The organism is uncultured Eudoraea sp. (assembly GCF_947490415.1).
GTDB lineage: Bacteria > Bacteroidota > Bacteroidia > Flavobacteriales > Flavobacteriaceae > Eudoraea.
On record NZ_CANLGX010000001.1, the window covers coordinates 13295 to 30497 of the forward strand.

Genomic DNA, 17203 nt, shown 5'->3' on the forward strand with positions numbered 1-17203 from the left:
TAATTGTTAACTACGCAAGAGATATAAAGGCTCGGAGCTGTTTTTTGTTAAAAAAACACCTATTATTACGATATTTCAACAGTTCGGGGGTAAAAGTTGAATTATGTTTATCTTTTTTAAAAAATTCCTGACCTTATGATAATTGCTCATGGGTTTTGCCAATTATTAAGCTTATAAAATGTTAAAATATTTTAAGGAAATTGAATTTGAAGCCGGAACAGATGAAGCCGGAAGAGGCTGCCTGGCAGGTCCAGTTACTGCGGCTGCAGTCATATTGCCAATCTCATTTGCCGATGAATCGCTTAATGATTCCAAGAAATTATCAGTATCTACCAGAAACAGACTACGCCCTCTTATTGAAGTTAGTGCCATATGTTATGGTGTAGCGCATATTGAAACCGATATAATTGATACTATTAATATTCTCAATGCATCCATCCTTGCCATGCATAAGGCAATAAACAAGCTTTCTAAAGTTCCTGACTTTTTAATAGTAGACGGCAACAGGTTTAAGCCAATTAATGATATCCCATATAAATGTATTGTAAAGGGGGATAGCAAATTTCAAAGTATTGCAGCAGCATCAATATTGGCTAAAACTTATAGAGATGCCTATATGGAAAAAATTCACGAAGAATTTCCGATGTACAATTGGAAACAAAATAAAGGGTATGGTACCGAGGAGCATAGGCAAGCTATAATGGATTACGGCATTACCAAATACCACAGAAAGAGCTTTAAATTATTGCCCCATCAACTAAAGCTTAACTTATAACGTACATCTTCCATATATTCTTTTTGAATTAAATTCCCGGAATGCCATTTCGTATTTTATCATAAATAACTTCCCCGATTACGGCATAGATAAAAGTATATAAAGTTCTAAATTTGTGGCAAAGCATTATACATGAGATTTATATTAGTTTTCACCTTCATTGTTTTTAGCATCCTTTCCTGTCAGAAACAAAAAGAATCTACAACACCACTTTTAAATTATCTCCCCCAAAATGCTTCGGTAATAATTAAAGTTAATAATCTGACGAATTTAAAAAGTGAACTTAAAAACAATGACTTTTTAAAGCCGTTGTATTCAACAACAAATTATGACCATATACTGGGAAGGATGAAAGCACTTGAACTTGTTCAAAGCGATACCAGCGGCATCCTTGCCTTTACTGAAATTGATTCTCTAAATTCCGAATTCATTTATGTTTCTGATAAACCACTGAGCTTTGTTAATCCTGATAAGGATAAAAGCCCTACCATTGAATCAGTCTCTTATGAAGGCAGAAACTATAATAGGTATGAAATAAAGCAAAGTACTTTTTTTAGTATTGAACTGGATCGGCAAATAATACTTGGATCATCTCTAAATCTAATTGATACCATCATTGATAACATGAATACCGAAATTGACCCTGTTCTTAATTCGCTTTTTGAAACTTCGAATATTGATAAATCTGCCTCTGTTTACCTGAATCTGGAACAAAGTAATTGGATAGATGATTATGTTTTTAAAAAAGATACTACAATACAATTTTCAGGTTTTGCAGATTGGGTCACCTTTGACATAGAACCTTCTCAAGACTTCCTGCAATTGAACGGTATATCAATTGCCAAAGAATCAACCAAAAACTTACTTAGCTTATTCAAGAATACAAGACCTGCCATTGGCGACTTAAGTGCAAAGATGCCTGCAAATACGGATGCATTTATTTCCTTTTCTTTTGATAATTATGATGTTTTTGCCCAAAATCAGAAAGACTATTTAGAGGCAGCTTTTAAAAGAGACAGTGTTTTTAATACCGTTGAAGAAATTGGCGTTCTGTTTATTGATGACAAACAAGCGGTTATTTTAAGCACCTATGGCGCAGAAAACATCACGCAGTATCTGGAGGATAAAAGCAGCAACAATGCCATATATATGGGCCGTGAAACTTTCGAACTTGTCAGCAATAAATTTCTTTATGAATACTTTAATCCATTGCTTAAGGAGTTTAAAGCCAATTATTATACTATACTGGAAAACACTTTTATCTTCTCAGAGGAGCTTGAGGTCTTACAAGGGATAATCCGGGACAATAGCAGTGGCTCCACATTTGACAAAAGTATGTTATATGAATCTGCGCGTAAAGTTCTCGCAGATGAATCGAGTATTGTTTTTATGGCTAATGCAAAAGGCATGGAAGATATTCTGGAAATGCATTGCACTAAGGAACTATTAAATGACTTTAATAAAACCGAAGCTTCCAATTATATTTTTGCCGGACAAATTGTGGCCGATGCAAATTTTTATCATACCAATCTACTTATTCAAAAAAAGTATAGGGAAAAAGAGAGCAATACTATTTCTGCACTGTTCCGGGTAGAATTAGATAGTGATTTAGCTACTGACCCTCAATTTGTAAAAAATCACAGGACTAACAAAAAAGAAATTGTGGTACAGGACCAGGATAATAATTTGTATTTAATATCAACACAAGGCAAAATATTATGGAAAAAACAATTGAAAGGGAAAATACAAGGCAAGATAAGTCAGGTAGACCTATATAAAAATGGACGATTACAATTAGCTTTTACCACTGGAAATGAGTTCCTGATTCTGGACAGAAACGGTAAAGAAGTAGCTCCTTTTAATATGAATTTCCCCGGCGGTAACTTAAATGAACTTGCGGTATTTGATTATGAGAGCAAAAAAAATTACCGCTTTGTCATTACTCAGGGATCAAAAGTTTTTATGTATAATTCAAAGGGTAAAACTGTAAGAGGTTTTAAATATACAGATACAGGCAGTCCGGTTCTGTCAGCACCCAAACATATTAAAATTGGCAATAAAGACTATTTGATTTTTATGTTGGAAAATGGAGACCTTAAAATAGTGAATCGCGTAGGTAATTCGAGAGTTAAGGTAACTGAGAAAATTGAATTTTCCTCTAACAACACTTATTTATACAAAAATAATTTTATCGTCACAGATAAAAATGGTACCCTCTACTCTATTGATACCAAAGGAAAAGTTTCGAAAACAAAGTTTAACTATTCTGAAGATCACGGGCTGGACGCTACAAACAAAACCCTGGTTACTAATAATGAAAATATTCTAAGTATTAAAGGAAAGAATATAACACTGGATCTAGGGGTTTATACCCATCCCGTCATATTTTATGTTCATGATAAAATTTACGTCAGTGTAACGGATATTCAAAGTCAAAAGGTGTATCTGTTTGACAGTAATGCGGTGCCAATTCAAAATTTTCCGGTATTTGGATATTCCATGATAGACCTGGATGATATTGATAATGATCGTAAGATAGAATTTGTTTGTAAGGATCAGGAAAATGCGCTAGTCCTTTATAAAATAAACTAAGTCTTTACTGAAGACCATCTGTACAGATTAAAGAGCCAATTATACAATTTTAATCCCTGGAAAGTTATTTTTATTTACTTTTAGTAACGTGCTAATATTTAGATATTTGTAGGTTTTTATGACGTAAAAAGATTGGTAATACTTCCTCTAATATACCTAAAATATCGTATTTTTAAGATATTTCAAACACTTCGGTAATCATGAAAGTACGCAAACAGCAACTTCTTTTTATTCTTCCTCTGCTTCTATTCCTGTTTGCAACTCCGGATGCGGGTGCTCAATTATTAAAAAAATTAGGAAAAGCAGCGGAACGAGCAGCGGAACGCACGGTTGAACGTAGAGTTGAAAAGGAAACTTCGGAAAAAACAGACGCTGTTTTAGACAGTATTTTGGAACCTGGTTCAAAAGGGGAACAATCGCAGGGACAAAACCCAATCTCAAATGATAGTGGTAACAATCCTGATGTTTCCGGGGGGATAAACGGCAGCACTAGCACTCCTAATATGGGAGGCCCGAAACCTATACAGGTGTATAGTAAATTCGATTTTGTTCCTGGTGATAAACTATTGTTCTTTGATGATTTTTCGAATGACTTCATTGGCGATTTTCCTGCCAAATGGAACACTAATGGTGGTGGCGAAGTGGTGACCCTGGATGATTCCCCCGAAAAATGGCTAGAACTTATTTCTGGGTATAATTTGTACTTTATCCCAGATGTGCCTGCACTGCCTGAAGAGTATACCATAGAATTTGATATTGAAACAGTAGGATTGGATAATAAAACCTCATCTACTGCTACCTTAAGGATTTCCTTGAGTGATGATGACATGTTTAAAGAGGGTAGTAATTTTGTTCACTCCCATCTTCCATTTTGTCAATATTCTCCGATAGGAATCAATATGGAAAATCATATCAATAACAAAAGAGAAATCTATAGTACGGTAAAGGCCGATCTCAGGGATGAAGTACTCAATCGGCCCCATATTTCCATTGCAGTGAACAAGCAACGTTACAGGTTATGGGTCAATGAAGAAAAATATATCGACATTCCAAGGATTGTGCCGCAGGGAGGTGTCCTGAATACGTTGAAATTTCACATGAACAATTTTAAGGATGGTAAAGAACGGTTGTTCATCACCAATCTAAAGGTGGCTGAAGGGGGTCTGGATTTAAGAAGGACATTAATTTCCGAGGGTAAAGTATCTACCAATGGCATCTTGTTCGACTCAGGCTCAGCGAATATCCAGCCACAGTCCATGGGGATTATCAGGCAGATCTCACAAGTACTTCAGCAGGAAGGCGGTATGAACCTCAACATTGTAGGGCATACTGATTCTGATGGAGATGACGCAACTAATATTCAACTCTCAAAGAAAAGGGCCGATGCAGTTAGAAGTGCTTTGGTAGATATTTACAACGTTGCCGGAGAGCGACTGAAAACAGAAGGAAAAGGCGAGACAGCGCCCATAGCCGACAATGGCACCACGGACGGCAAAGCCCAAAACAGAAGAGTGGAATTTATTAAAATTTAAACTATGAAAATAAAACTATTTTTAATTGGATTGCTATTCGTTTTAGCAATACCAGTAAAAGCTCAGAATTGCAGTAAATATTACCCTATGGAAGAAGGTACCGTCATGGAGTACACTTCCTTTAATGGTAAGGGTAAAACTCAGGGAACTATTAGTTACACAGTAACTAATGTGACTGATGCGGGCAGTAGCTCCTCTGCTACTATGGTTATGAAATATATGGATGATAAGGGCAAGGAAGCCTTTAATTCAGAATTTACATATACCTGTACCGGAAACACAGTAACGATTGACTACGAATCCTTAATGTCTAATCAAATGCTTCAGCAATTTGACGATATGGAGATGGAGATATCTGGTACGGACATAGAACTTCCTAATGATTTGGAAGTCGGTCAGGTATTACCGGACGCCAATATAGCCATGAAAATGAGCATGAGTGGTATGAGTATGACTTCTAAAGTGGATATGATAAACAGAAAAGTTGAAAAACAGGAAACAATTACTACGCCCGCCGGTACTTTTGATTGCTATGTAATTTACAGTGAAAATCAGTCGAAAATGATGATGGCCCAACAAAACTTTCCTTCGCGCCTATGGCTGTCTGAGGGTGTGGGCATGGTAAAGCAGGAAACTTTTGATAAAAACGGTAAACCTATGTCAAGTACTGTGCTAAGTGCATTCAGTCAATAATATTCAAAATTAAATACCTGGGCTTAGGTCTCGGTATTTTCTTTTATTATCTCGGCCTCAAAAAGCCGGGAAAAATGTTTTAGCAGTCTTTTCTTCACTTCCTCCATTGAGACTTCTTTTTGGCCCAGCTCCACGTTCAAGGAAGTAACCGCCTTACCTTTTATTCCACAGGGGATCATCATATCAAAATACCCTAAATCGGCATTTACATTCAATGCAAAACCATGCATGGTAACCCAGCGGCTGGCCCTTACACCCATGGCACAGATCTTCCGGGCAAAAGGTGTGCCCACATCAAGCCACACCCCGGTTTCGCCTTCGGAACGTTCTGCTTTTAGGCCATACTCAGCCAAAGTCAGGATCACCATTTCCTCAAGTAAACGTAAGTATTTATGAATGTCCGTAAAAAAATTATCAAGATCTAAAATAGGATAACCCACGATCTGTCCGGGCCCGTGGTAGGTGATGTCTCCACCTCTGTTTATCTTGTAGAACTGCGCTCCCCTGGCTGCCAGTTGCTTTTCATCAACCAGAAGATTGGTGATATCCCCACTCTTACCCAAAGTATAGACATGCGGATGTTCCACAAACAGGAAATGGTTAGGCGTCTCTAGGAGGGTTTCCTCCCGCCTGTTTTTAATTTTAAGATCAATGGTTTTTTGAAACAACAACTCCTGGTAGTCCCAGGTTTCTTTGTAGTCCTTTAAGCCCAAATCCTTTGCTGCAACCTTCTTATTCATCACTGGCAAAGATACAACCTTCAGCTGGGATTATTAAGGATCACCAAAGCAGCTATTACTCCGGGAACCCAACCGCAAAAGGTTAAAAGCAGCACAATAAGAAAAGATCCGCAACCTTTACCAATGACGGATAAAGGCGGAAAAATAATGGCCAGTAATACTCTCCAAAAGCTCATAGTGCAGGTTTAATGATTTACCCCGCCTTATTACAGGACAGGTGTGCTTATTGGACGCAATAATTTGTATTATGTTACAAGAAAAAGGCTCAAATTTTAAAAGAAATTTATAATTAATAAGCTATAGGCCCTGTGATTACAGGGCCTATATAAACAATTAAAAAAATAAACAACTTTAAAGACTTCTACGATGAAATTATAAAGAATTTTTATCAGATTCTGACATTATACAAAGACCTTCAAGGGTATCCTCGATATCGCCTGGGGTACTCATTATTTTCATAAATGTACCCATTGTTAGATCTGGCCATGATAAAGCAATGCGGTATTTCCCGTGAAGCATTGTTGCCGTTTTACCCTGAAGAATTATCTCATAAGGCATAGCCGCAATATGATCTTCCCCAATTATTGGCAAGAAATGGGCCTCTCCGTCTTCCTTACTTCTTAAGCCCACACCAAATACGGCTACCTTTTCGTCAGTGTAAAGAATCTTGTAGACCTGTAATGTTTCACCCTTTCCAGCTTTTAGATTGGCTTCAATTACCCTAAGCCCTTCTTCAAATGAAGAAAATTCATTGAGAGTAACAGGATCTGTGAAATACGGCATCATTATTTTATAATGATATTTTTTCAATTTATCGGCTTCCAGAGCACCCCCAAAAGGCGTGAAATCATTACCGACTGATGCAAAAGCAGTTCTTAGATCTTTACTAAATTTATCGAAAGTAAATTTATTCTGGTCATAACTATCTCTTAAATAGGCTCTAAAAAAATAGTCGGGATTTGTATATGAGATACTTACAATATCATTTTTTTGGACCAAACCAATCTTTAAAGCGGCAGCCAGCGCTCCTCTGTCGGCTACTTTAACAACCGTGTTCTTTATATCAGGTCTCGTAAATACTATAACTTTCAGAGAGTTTTTATTTGAAGGGTTATAGGTCCCCAGAATCGTAAATGAATTTTCTCTGAGCGCAGTCAGCACATCCTCTGATACCTGCTGAATACTGTTTTTCGATTTGCCAATTTCAATATAGGGTGCAATTTCCTGACTACTTGATTGTAATGCGAAACCTACCAATGCTACAAAGCTTAATACGATTTTGTTCATTTTTTAAAGAATTTATATAAAAACTAGATTTGGCGTGATTGCCATTTTTTCCTATCTAAGTATAGAGAAACCTCAAAATTTGTCATGCTTTCTTCAACAAAAGCCGTCCATTTGAAATAAAGAGCAAATGAAATGAAGATTGTAGTATTAATCTATGATTTTTATCATGATTAAGAATTAGTTTATTCATCGAAAACCCATTTAATAATAGATTGAAAATATTGGATTGATAGATTAGCTCATTGTACCTATATTTGCAGCTTTAACGACCAATTTATGCAACTTTCTGAGCAAGAAATCGTAAGAAGGGAAAAATTGAACAAACTTCGGGAAATGGGAATTAATCCCTACCCAGCAGCTTTGTTCCCCATAGACAGCACATCTGCAAGTATATCCAATAGCTATGAAGAGGGGAAAAAAGTTATAATTGCGGGGAGGTTAATGTCCAGAAGGATCCAGGGAAAAGCTTCATTCGCAGAATTGCAGGATAGTGAAGGACGAGTTCAGGTCTATTTTAACCGGGATGAAATTTGTCCTGGAGATGATAAAATTAAATACAATGAAGTTTATAAAAAACTGCTGGATATTGGTGACATCATTGGAATAGAAGGAGAACTATTTATTACCCAGGTCGGGGAGAAAACGGTAATGGTTAAAGATTTTACGATCCTAAGTAAAGCCTTGAGGCCTTTGCCCCTTCCCAAAAAAGATGCAGAAGGCAATGTCTATGATGAGTTTAACGATCCCGAGCAACGCTATCGCCAGCGTTATGTAGATCTGGCGGTTAATCCTTCCGTTAAAGATACGTTCATAAAGCGAACTAAAATTACCAATAGTATCCGTGAGTTTTTAAATGATAAGGGATATTTAGAAGTAGAAACTCCCATTTTGCAGCCCATACCTGGAGGAGCGGCTGCCAGACCCTTTATAACCCATCATAATGCTCTGGATATACCCCTTTACCTCAGAATAGCTAATGAACTTTATCTAAAACGACTCATTGTGGGTGGTTTTGACGGCGTATATGAATTTTCTAAGGACTTCAGAAATGAAGGGATGGACCGTACCCATAATCCCGAATTCACCATCATGGAGCTTTATGTTGCTTACAAGGATTACTATTGGATGATGGACACTACGGAACAGTTGTTGGAAAAAGTGGCTATAGACGCCAATGGTTCAACCAAAGTTACTATGGGTGAAAAAGAGATCGATTTTAAGGCGCCCTATCCACGTATTCCAATCCTTGAAGCCATTAAAAAGCATACAGGTTACGAAGTTGCCGGGATGGATGAAAAATCACTCCGCGATGTAGCTATAAAATTAGGTATAGAAGCAGACGAAAGTATGGGGGTTGGAAAGCTCATTGATGAGATTTTTGGTGAAAAATGTGAGCATCACTACATTCAACCCACTTTCATTATAGATTACCCAAAAGAAATGAGTCCGCTTACTAAGGAACACAGGACGAATCCGGCCTTAACCGAGCGGTTTGAACTTATGATTAACGGGAAGGAAATCGCCAACGCTTACTCAGAACTAAATGATCCTATTGACCAGCGTGATCGCTTTGAAGAACAATTAAAACTGTCGGAAAAAGGCGATGATGAAGCCATGTTTATTGATCAGGATTTTATTAGGGCCCTGGAATACGGAATGCCGCCCACATCGGGGATTGGTATCGGTGTAGACCGCTTGGTCATGCTGTTAACAAATAATGCCTCTATTCAGGAAGTATTATTCTTTCCTCAAATGCGGCCCGAAAAAAAGCCCCTGGAATTAAATGAAAGTGAAAAAGCAATTTATAATATCTTAAAAACCCATAAATCCATGCCCTTAGCCGATTTAAAAGAAGCTGCCGGTTTAAGCAATAAAGCGTGGGACAAAAGTCTTAAAGGATTAAATAAATTAGGGTTAACCAAGGTGGTAAAAGAGGACGATACTCTTATTTGTAAATTAAATGAATAATAAAAAGGAAATTTTATTCTTAGTTATTTCATTATCAGCATTTTAAACCTAGTGCATTTCATCGAATGAGTGTTAAATTTTGAAATAAATACTCCGGTATTTTCGTTATAATAATAGAATCCCAAATCTGTTTTTATGAAGAAAATCTACTTTCTGATAATTTTAGCAGCATTTTTTACTTCCTGTTCAAAAGACACATCTCCTTCTGAGCCAGATAATCCTGATCCCAACTCAAAATTAGTGGCATGTTTTGAGATGAGTAAAGAGATCCTTTTGGTAGGCGAAAACCTGCAAATAAGTAATTGTTCCGTAGGAGCTATTGCATACTCTTATAATCTTGGTAACGGAGAAACACGTACAGAAGAAAACCCTACGGTAGTTTACGGAAAGCCCGGAGATTATACTATCGCCTTAACAGTTTCCAATGAAGCTATGGAAACGAAAACATTTTCCCAACAAATTCTGGTGAATGACGCCGTGGTGCAAGACTTTTTTATTTTCCCTGAAATAGCTGATGGGTTTAACGGAATTCCCATGGAAACTGGTGTAAATCAGGTAAACGGTTTAATCTATTCCATTGAACTTTTGGAAGACCTGGCAGGCACTGGAGGTGCTAAATTTTATTATCGGGAATTAGATGAAAATTATTTATCCTCCTCAAATTATTTGGCAGACAAACCTTATAATTCTAATAGTGCTTTTGTTAACTTTTATCCGAGCGGAAATATGAATTTTGTGTTTTCAAGAACACTGGATGGCCTTTATGGAACTCAGGAAGTTACCTATAACAATGCGTGGAATTTTATGAATGGAATTAGTCCATCTACCAAACACAGTTATGGTTTCCTGGCAGAAGGCACGAACTTCTATTACTTTGGTACAGCAGAAGATGTTGGCATCTACAAAGCCGCTGTTGAGACAAGGAATTCTTCAGGCGATGCTTTCGCGGTGGTTCTGAATTCATTTGGGGATGCAGATTCCATGATAGGTGATATGATTAAGGTCGAAAACGGTTATCTTGCTTTTGGAGCAGTTTTCAGTAAAAATGATACCAATCCGAAAATAACAAATTATAAACCCTTGTTAATCTTCTTTGACATTGGTCTAAATGTTACTTCCCATGTTATATATGAGGATTCCGTATTGGACTCTAAAATCAGTTCTGCTAATGACCTGAACGGCAGTTATCATTTAGAACAGCTTTCTAACGGCAATATCGCGATGTATGCTAATGGCGAACTCACTGTTGCTAATGCAACCGGTGCCAAGATAGCATCATCATATTTTGAAGGAACAAAGAATAATCAGGCAATGGTGTCTTTAGGAGATTCCTTTGTATTGTCCAGCGACGAGAATTTAAGAAAATTTGACCAAAATGGTAGTCAAATTAAAGAACTGAATTATCCGGGCAATTATCTACCTGAAATACTAAATAAAAATGGCAATTTATTTTTTATTGCCGGATTTGATATAGAAGGAGAGGTAAAACTGTTATACGGCTTAACAGACAATGACCTGAATCCTATAAATTTGAATGAGTAGCCTTTTACAGCAATTTTAAAAGGGAGCAAGCTTGCTCCCTTTTATTTTTAAAACTAAAGTAAAAGGTATAGTTTAGAGCCTAAAATAAACTGAATGGGCTTTAACAGGAAACTAGGACTTATATCGGGTCCGCTTCTTTTCTTCATTTTTGCAAATTTACCAAACTTTATTCCCGAAAATGAAAGTGCTAATAGCGTTATTGCAGTTGCCTTATGGATGGTTATTTGGTGGATTACTGAAGCCGTTTCCATTTCAGTAACTGCACTTTTACCGCTTGTGCTTTTCCCTGTTATGGAAATAATGTCGATAACAGATGTGGGCGCCAATTATGGAAGTCCCATAATTTTCTTGTTTTTCGGAGGGTTTGTTTTGGCATTGGCATTGGAAAAGGTAAATCTCCATAAACGCATAGCACTCAACATTATTAAAATAACAGGCACTACCCCCAATAAGGTGGTGCTGGGTTTCATGATAGCAACGGCTTCATTAAGCATGTGGATAAGTAATACGGCCAGTACAGTAGTTATGCTCCCAATAGCGATGTCTGTAATTGGTTTACTAATTAATGACAAAGACGGTTATACTAAAAATGATCAGAATTTTGCCCTTAGTGTCATGCTTGGCATAGCTTTTTCTGCGAATGCCGGAGGCATTGCCACTGTTATTGGAACTCCTCCCAACTCTGTTATGATTGGGCTATTAGAAAATGAATATAATATAGAGATTTCCTTTCTAAAATGGATGACCCTAGGGCTCCCTTTCTCTATAATATTATTAATAATATCTTACCTGGTTCTGGTAAAATGGATGTTTCCAAACAGACAACTTAAGTTCAAGGCATCCAAGGATGTAATAAACTCAGAATTAAAAAAATTAGGCCCTATTTCAGGTAAGGAAAAAATGGTTTTGGTTATTTTCGGGATAACTGTATTTCTATGGATTTTCAGAACCCTGATAAACAAAATATTCCCGGGTTTAGGACTTTCAGATACAATAATTAGTATGTTGGCTGCAATTTCTCTTTTTGCTGTTCCCTATAATATCAGAAAAGGTGATTTTATTATCAAGTGGAAAGACACTCAAAAATTGGCCTGGGGCATTCTCATTCTCTTCGGGGGCGGACTGGCCCTTGCAAAGGGAATGTCTGTAAGCGGTATTGTAGATATTGTCTCCAACGCCATTGCTACCAGTGAGATAAGTATTCTGTTTACGGCTTCGCTCCTCATAATCCTAATGCTATTTATGACCGAATTGATGAGTAATGTTGCCCTGGTTGCCGTTTTGGCACCTGTGGTCGCAGGAATTGCCATTGGTTTAGACATACCAATAATATACCTGTTGATCCCGGTGACAATTGCCAGTAGTTGTGCATTTATGTTGCCAATGGCCACCCCACCTAATGCAATTGTTTTTGCCAGTGGTTATATTAAGGTTCACCAAATGGCAAAAGTTGGAATCGTTTTAAACCTTATCGCTGTTGTCTTATTGATACTAGTTTTCCAATATGTAATCCCAATATTGTTTTAATAAAAAAAGCCCCGATACAATGATCAGGGCCTGTTACTATGTTATTGTAAAAATTAATACAAAGAATTATAGTTTATTGAAGAAGTTCTTGAATACGGATTAAAGTCAGCAGGCAAATGCTCTACTGTATCTATCTCCAGGTGTATTTCGTCCATTGGATCAATGTAACTCACATTTCGAAAATCCGACGGATTTGCAAACACATCAAAATGTCTTGGTAAATTTTTTTCAAAATCAATATACACATAAACATCCTCCACATAAGAAATTGAATTCAGATCAAAATAATATTGATAAGGATCAAAATCTTCCGGAAGGTATTCTGATGTATTGAAACCAAGATCAAAATCTTCTTCTTCTATATATTCAATGCTGCTAATATCAAAATGCTTTTCATCACCATTTGGATTCTGAGCATTTATCCCGTTGATAGTTGCTACTATCAAAAAGCTGCTTACTATTGTTTTTAAATATTTCATAACGCTATAAGGTTAAAATTTTATACAAAGTTAGAACATGGAAATGCGCCTATTATTGCTCTTCTGATACTATTAACAATTGATTAATCGGACCTTAAAAGCGAATTTCTCAGTTTCCTGTGATAAAACTTAAGAACAGTTCAAAAGAGCACTGAAAAATTTATCAAGGTCACCTATACTTTTTGCAGTTTTTAACAATTCTATAATTAGCTATTTTAAGTTAAATTTTTGTTAATTTACTTTTAGGCGGAGTAGATAGCTACAAAAAAAGGCAGGCTAATAAAAAAAGCCCTTGCAGAGCAAAGACTTTTATGGCGACTAACCCAATAAATCGATAGAAATAAGATCTTCTATCCCCTTATTATCTTGATAAAGGATCAAATCCAGCTGGTAAATAATCCTCAGTACTAAAATCAAAATCTAATTCTCCTTCATCTTCTATATACTCTACAGAATCCAGATCCAAATAGACATCATAAGGATCAAAATCTTCTGGTAGATATGTTGTTGTATCAAAGCCCAGGTCAATAGCTTCTTCTTCTATGTAACTAATTCCATCTATTCCGTTAGGATTTGTATATGCATTAAAATTTGCTGGTAAATACTCTTCCGTATCAAACCCCAGGTCTGTCATTTCCTCGTCAATGAACTCAATAGCGTTTACATCGAAATAGACACTATAAGGATCAAAGCCTTCAGGCAGATACTCCGCTGTATCAAATCCTAATTCTATAGAAGGCTCTTCTTCAATAAATACAATTTCAGACACTTTTATATCCTCCGGAGCATTTACTGAAATTCTGCTTACAAGTTTAGGAGCTTTCCATATAGTTTCAGTCTCCATAGCAAGTAATTCATGGCTATTTACACCTTCTATACTTACATAAATACTATCTTCCGATGCAGTACAATTTGAAGTCAATTTATTTTCTTGCGGTGTGGTGGTTGTGCCCAGCATTACCAATCCACATAATATTAATAATTTATTCATTTTATAATTTGGTTTTTGTTGATCGTTGTTTGAATATAAGACGGTCGTAAAATCAATTTGTTACACTATTAGCTTTTGTTTAACAATCAAAACTGCCATTTTTAACATTAGTTGCTAATGTGCTATTTCTATTTATATAGCTGTTTACCTGATAGTTATATGCTCATAATTCAACAATGTAAAAAAAAATGTGCTTATGATTAATTAACAATAGTTTTAATTAATTTTTCAGTTCTTTGGCCAATTCGTATCAAAAAACTAACACTTTTAAATGGCAAACAACATTCTCCAACTACTTTTATTGGCAATAGTTGCTTTAGGAATCCCAGGTACTGCTGATGCACAAATCTTTAAAAAGAAAAAGGTTGAAATAGAGCAAACGGAAGAAAAATTAAGTATAAAAAAGGATAAAATACAGCCTTATTCCAAAGTCATTACCAAAGAAGCCATTACGGATAAAGGGCTTTTTTAATGTCCACGTTGTTGAGGATAAACATCTCTATGAAATACCGGATACCCTTTTTAACAGGGAAACTTGATGGTGAGCAAAATTGAATAAACTAAAAAAACTATTCGCAATACCATCCCAAGAACATCTGATAACATGAGTAAATATCATTTACAGGATGTAAAAGAACGCATAGATCAAATACTAAATCCGCTGCCCTCTCGCTAGTAGTTATCGGTGAATTACCTTATTTAAGCTATTAAATGTAAAGTGCTTTTACATAAAATCCGGGTAGAATTGGTACAGACCACAAATAATAGGTTTTTAACACCTATAAAAAAGACATTCACAACAATCTTTCGATCTGGTTTATTATTGGTTATATCTTAGTAATGAATAAAAACCCCGGAATTATGTCTTATAAAATTAAAAGTCTGCTTTATTTTACTTGCTTTGTATTGTCTGCATTTACCTACTATGGTTTAGATAGCAATGAAAATCAGGAACATCAATATACGGCAGTAGAGGTCGTTGATATTACCAATGAAAATTTAAAACCCACATTCTTAATTGAATTTGAAGATCTTAATTAGTAAACAAATCCATATATAAATTCCCAAATCAAAGGGTTCGGTATAAACCGGACCCTTTTTGTTTTTGCGAATTAAAATTTAAAATATTCTGCATTGGATTCACTAAACCATATTCTCAGGGGTGTTAAAGTTTTTATAATATCAGAATGTGATTTAAACCAAATAATGAATTAATAATCCAAGGTGTATTACAAAAACATAAACACATGAAAAAAGTATTAGTAACAACCGTATTATTAATCGGAATGATGGGTTATTCTCAAAGAGGCCAGCATTTTGATAGTGAACAAAGGGGGATGAAAGATATGTCTCCGGAACAAATAGCCATACTTAAGACAAAGAAGATGACTTTGGCTCTGGATTTAAGTACGGCTCAACAAAAGGAAATTCAAACGCTAAATTTGGAAAATGCCAAAGAGCGGGAGGCTTTAATGTTGGAACGGAAGGTGAAAAAGGAACAAGCGGAACAATCCAAACCAAGTACGAATGAACGCTTTAAGTTTCAAAATGAACGATTGGATAGGATGATTGCCCAAAAAGGAAAGATGAAACAAATTCTGTCCGAAGAACAATTTCAAAAATGGGAACGCATAAATCATCATCGCAGAAGTCATAAAAAAGAAGGTAACAGAGAACATAACTCCGGGAGGAGGCATGGCAAATAAGTCTTGAGTCTTGTGGAAAACGGGGTGTAGAATAACGTATAACTATTCTATATTCCGTTTCTTTATTAATACTGCCTTTTATACCAAATCAGGAGCAATCTTCTTTAAGGCTTCAATTGTACTATCCAAATCCTTATAGGTAATAGCATCATTTAAGAAATAGCTTTCAAAGGCACTCGGTGGCAGATATATTCCCTGCTCTAACATCCCGTGAAAATACTTGCGGAATATCTCATTGTTACCTTTGGCAGAACTGCTAAAATCTATCACTGGATTTTCAGTAAAATGAACCGAAATCATCGAACCAAAACGGTTAATTTGATGAGGAATACCATGTTCTGTTAGCACAGAAGAAAGGCCATTATGAAGATAAGCCGTCTTTTGATCAAGGCTATCAAAAATCTCAGGCCGATTATTCAATTCTGTGAGCATAGCAAGTCCGGCACTCATGGCCAAAGGATTACCGCTAAGAGTACCGGCCTGATAAACAGGTCCCTCGGGAGCCAGGTGTGCCATGATTTCGTTGCTCGAGGCGAATGCTCCTACAGGAAGACCTCCACCGATTACCTTTCCGTAAGTAACAATATCAGCATCTATTCCTAAGACTTCTTGTGCCCCACCACGGCCCAGGCGGAATCCCGTCATTACTTCATCAAAAACCAACAGAATATTTTCCTCAGTACAGATCTTTCTAAGTCCGTCCATAAAAGAATCTGACGGAACAATACAACCCATATTACCAGCTATGGGCTCTATAATAACAGCGGCAATTTCACCCTTGTTAGCCGCAATCAGGGTAATCACACTTTCCAGGTTATTATATTCTGCCAATAAGGTATCCTTAGCGGTACCTTTGGTCACTCCGGGGCTGTTAGGACTGCCAAATGTTACGGCACCACTTCCGGCCTGAATTAAAAAGGAATCCGAATGCCCGTGATAACATCCGGCAAATTTTATAATCTTATCTTTTCCTGTAAATCCACGGGCCAGACGAATGGCACTCATGCAAGCTTCTGTTCCGCTATTTACAAATCTAATCTTATCAATATTGGGAACCATAGAAACTGCCAATTGAGCTAGTTCTGTCTCTATTTCTGTAGGCATTCCAAAAGAAGTACCAAGCTTAGCTTTATTAATCACTGCATTAATTACAGGTTCATAAGCATGCCCCAAAATCAGCGGACCCCAGGAAGAAATATAGTCAATTAACTTATTTCCATCCACATCGTATAAATAAGCCCCTTTGGCCCTTTCTATAAAAACAGGATCACCTCCAACTGCCTTAAAAGCTCGGACCGGAGAATTTACACCTCCCGGAATATATTTCTTAGCCTCAGCAAATAAGGCACTGCTTCTCTGATAAATCATACT

The 17203-nt window shown here is 36.6% G+C and carries 17 protein-coding genes; 11 read left to right on the plus strand and 6 right to left on the minus strand.

Features of this window, described 5'->3' with window-relative positions:
* Nucleotides 1-178: 178 nt before the first annotated feature.
* From Q0874_RS00035 to Q0874_RS00050, 4 genes are all read left to right on the plus strand, one after another.
* Nucleotides 179-775 (plus strand): ribonuclease HII, encoded by a 597-nt coding sequence (locus tag Q0874_RS00035; RefSeq protein WP_299157845.1) that lies wholly within the window; start codon nucleotides 179-181, stop codon nucleotides 773-775.
* A 132-nt stretch (nucleotides 776-907) separates the two neighbouring features.
* The gene (locus Q0874_RS00040; RefSeq protein ID WP_299157847.1) at nucleotides 908-3367 is read left to right on the plus strand and encodes a ribonuclease HII; all 2460 of its coding nucleotides are present in this window, start codon (nucleotides 908-910) and stop codon (nucleotides 3365-3367) included.
* A gap of 200 nt (nucleotides 3368-3567) precedes the next feature.
* Nucleotides 3568-4899, plus strand: a complete 1332-nt coding sequence (locus Q0874_RS00045; protein WP_299157849.1) for an OmpA family protein — start codon at nucleotides 3568-3570, stop codon at nucleotides 4897-4899.
* A 3-nt stretch (nucleotides 4900-4902) separates the two neighbouring features.
* Complete coding sequence (locus Q0874_RS00050) at nucleotides 4903-5592, plus strand: hypothetical protein (RefSeq protein ID WP_299157851.1); 690 nt, start codon at nucleotides 4903-4905, stop codon at nucleotides 5590-5592.
* A 23-nt stretch (nucleotides 5593-5615) separates the two neighbouring features.
* Here the strand turns inward: Q0874_RS00050 and lipB are convergent, their stop codons facing one another.
* The 3 genes from lipB to Q0874_RS00065 form a co-directional block, all read right to left on the minus strand.
* A complete protein-coding gene (gene lipB / locus Q0874_RS00055; protein WP_299157853.1) occupies nucleotides 5616-6332 on the minus strand; it encodes a lipoyl(octanoyl) transferase LipB in 717 nt (238 codons plus the stop codon).
* Between the two features lie 20 nt (nucleotides 6333-6352).
* The gene (locus Q0874_RS00060; protein ID WP_083930693.1) at nucleotides 6353-6508 is read right to left on the minus strand and encodes a YqaE/Pmp3 family membrane protein; all 156 of its coding nucleotides are present in this window, start codon (nucleotides 6506-6508) and stop codon (nucleotides 6353-6355) included.
* Nucleotides 6509-6704: 196 nt separating this feature from the next.
* Entirely contained in the window at nucleotides 6705-7619 is a 915-nt protein-coding gene (locus Q0874_RS00065; RefSeq protein ID WP_299157855.1) for a hypothetical protein, read from the minus strand.
* A 276-nt stretch (nucleotides 7620-7895) separates the two neighbouring features.
* Between Q0874_RS00065 and lysS the strand changes: the two genes are divergently transcribed.
* From lysS to Q0874_RS00080, 3 genes are all read left to right on the plus strand, one after another.
* Nucleotides 7896-9587, plus strand: a complete 1692-nt coding sequence (lysS, locus tag Q0874_RS00070; protein ID WP_299157857.1) for a lysine--tRNA ligase — start codon at nucleotides 7896-7898, stop codon at nucleotides 9585-9587.
* Nucleotides 9588-9722: 135 nt separating this feature from the next.
* Complete coding sequence (locus Q0874_RS00075) at nucleotides 9723-11129, plus strand: PKD domain-containing protein (RefSeq protein WP_299157859.1); 1407 nt, start codon at nucleotides 9723-9725, stop codon at nucleotides 11127-11129.
* Between the two features lie 93 nt (nucleotides 11130-11222).
* Complete coding sequence (locus Q0874_RS00080; protein WP_299157861.1) at nucleotides 11223-12656, plus strand: DASS family sodium-coupled anion symporter; 1434 nt, start codon at nucleotides 11223-11225, stop codon at nucleotides 12654-12656.
* Nucleotides 12657-12709: 53 nt separating this feature from the next.
* Here Q0874_RS00080 and Q0874_RS00085 read toward each other — a convergent pair whose 3' ends face one another.
* The gene (locus Q0874_RS00085; protein WP_299157863.1) at nucleotides 12710-13135 is read right to left on the minus strand and encodes a hypothetical protein; all 426 of its coding nucleotides are present in this window, start codon (nucleotides 13133-13135) and stop codon (nucleotides 12710-12712) included.
* Nucleotides 13136-13496: 361 nt separating this feature from the next.
* Nucleotides 13497-14126, minus strand: a complete 630-nt coding sequence (locus tag Q0874_RS00090; RefSeq protein WP_299157865.1) for a hypothetical protein — start codon at nucleotides 14124-14126, stop codon at nucleotides 13497-13499.
* A 271-nt stretch (nucleotides 14127-14397) separates the two neighbouring features.
* On the opposite strand from Q0874_RS00090, the gene Q0874_RS00095 reads away from it, so the two are divergent.
* From Q0874_RS00095 to Q0874_RS00110, 4 genes are all read left to right on the plus strand, one after another.
* The gene (locus tag Q0874_RS00095) at nucleotides 14398-14598 is read left to right on the plus strand and encodes a hypothetical protein (protein ID WP_299157867.1); all 201 of its coding nucleotides are present in this window, start codon (nucleotides 14398-14400) and stop codon (nucleotides 14596-14598) included.
* Nucleotides 14582-14665 (plus strand): DUF5118 domain-containing protein, encoded by an 84-nt coding sequence (locus Q0874_RS00100; protein WP_299160065.1) that lies wholly within the window; start codon nucleotides 14582-14584, stop codon nucleotides 14663-14665. The genes Q0874_RS00095 and Q0874_RS00100 overlap by 17 nt, the downstream gene beginning before the upstream one ends.
* A 322-nt stretch (nucleotides 14666-14987) precedes the next feature.
* Nucleotides 14988-15167 carry a hypothetical protein gene (locus tag Q0874_RS00105; RefSeq protein WP_299157868.1) on the plus strand — a complete coding sequence of 60 codons (180 nt, stop codon included), beginning with the start codon at nucleotides 14988-14990 and terminating at the stop codon, nucleotides 15165-15167.
* 206 nt (nucleotides 15168-15373) lie between these two features.
* Nucleotides 15374-15832, plus strand: a complete 459-nt coding sequence (locus tag Q0874_RS00110; protein ID WP_299157870.1) for a hypothetical protein — start codon at nucleotides 15374-15376, stop codon at nucleotides 15830-15832.
* A 78-nt stretch (nucleotides 15833-15910) separates the two neighbouring features.
* Here Q0874_RS00110 and hemL read toward each other — a convergent pair whose 3' ends face one another.
* A complete protein-coding gene (gene hemL / locus Q0874_RS00115; protein WP_299157872.1) occupies nucleotides 15911-17200 on the minus strand; it encodes a glutamate-1-semialdehyde 2,1-aminomutase in 1290 nt (429 codons plus the stop codon).
* Between the last annotated feature and the right edge of the window lie 3 nt (nucleotides 17201-17203).

Bases quoted from the DNA above. Each gene is read 5' to 3' on its own strand.
- Q0874_RS00105 (WP_299157868.1), top strand. From the start codon at position 14,988: ATGTCTTATAAAATTAAAAGTCTGCTTTATTTTACTTGCTTTGTATTG.
- Q0874_RS00090 (WP_299157865.1), bottom strand. From the start codon at position 14,126: ATGAATAAATTATTAATATTATGTGGATTGGTAATGCTGGGCACAACC.
- Q0874_RS00065 (WP_299157855.1), bottom strand. From the start codon at position 7,619: ATGAACAAAATCGTATTAAGCTTTGTAGCATTGGTAGGTTTCGCATTA.
- Q0874_RS00040 (WP_299157847.1), top strand. From the start codon at position 908: ATGAGATTTATATTAGTTTTCACCTTCATTGTTTTTAGCATCCTTTCC.
- lipB (WP_299157853.1), bottom strand. From the start codon at position 6,332: ATGAATAAGAAGGTTGCAGCAAAGGATTTGGGCTTAAAGGACTACAAA.
- Q0874_RS00045 (WP_299157849.1), top strand. From the start codon at position 3,568: ATGAAAGTACGCAAACAGCAACTTCTTTTTATTCTTCCTCTGCTTCTA.
- Q0874_RS00060 (WP_083930693.1), bottom strand. From the start codon at position 6,508: ATGAGCTTTTGGAGAGTATTACTGGCCATTATTTTTCCGCCTTTATCC.
- lysS (WP_299157857.1), top strand. From the start codon at position 7,896: ATGCAACTTTCTGAGCAAGAAATCGTAAGAAGGGAAAAATTGAACAAA.
- Q0874_RS00080 (WP_299157861.1), top strand. From the start codon at position 11,223: ATGGGCTTTAACAGGAAACTAGGACTTATATCGGGTCCGCTTCTTTTC.
- Q0874_RS00110 (WP_299157870.1), top strand. From the start codon at position 15,374: ATGAAAAAAGTATTAGTAACAACCGTATTATTAATCGGAATGATGGGT.
- Q0874_RS00095 (WP_299157867.1), top strand. From the start codon at position 14,398: ATGGCAAACAACATTCTCCAACTACTTTTATTGGCAATAGTTGCTTTA.
- Q0874_RS00085 (WP_299157863.1), bottom strand. From the start codon at position 13,135: ATGAAATATTTAAAAACAATAGTAAGCAGCTTTTTGATAGTAGCAACT.
- Q0874_RS00050 (WP_299157851.1), top strand. From the start codon at position 4,903: ATGAAAATAAAACTATTTTTAATTGGATTGCTATTCGTTTTAGCAATA.
- Q0874_RS00075 (WP_299157859.1), top strand. From the start codon at position 9,723: ATGAAGAAAATCTACTTTCTGATAATTTTAGCAGCATTTTTTACTTCC.
- Q0874_RS00035 (WP_299157845.1), top strand. From the start codon at position 179: ATGTTAAAATATTTTAAGGAAATTGAATTTGAAGCCGGAACAGATGAA.
- hemL (WP_299157872.1), bottom strand. From the start codon at position 17,200: ATGATTTATCAGAGAAGCAGTGCCTTATTTGCTGAGGCTAAGAAATAT.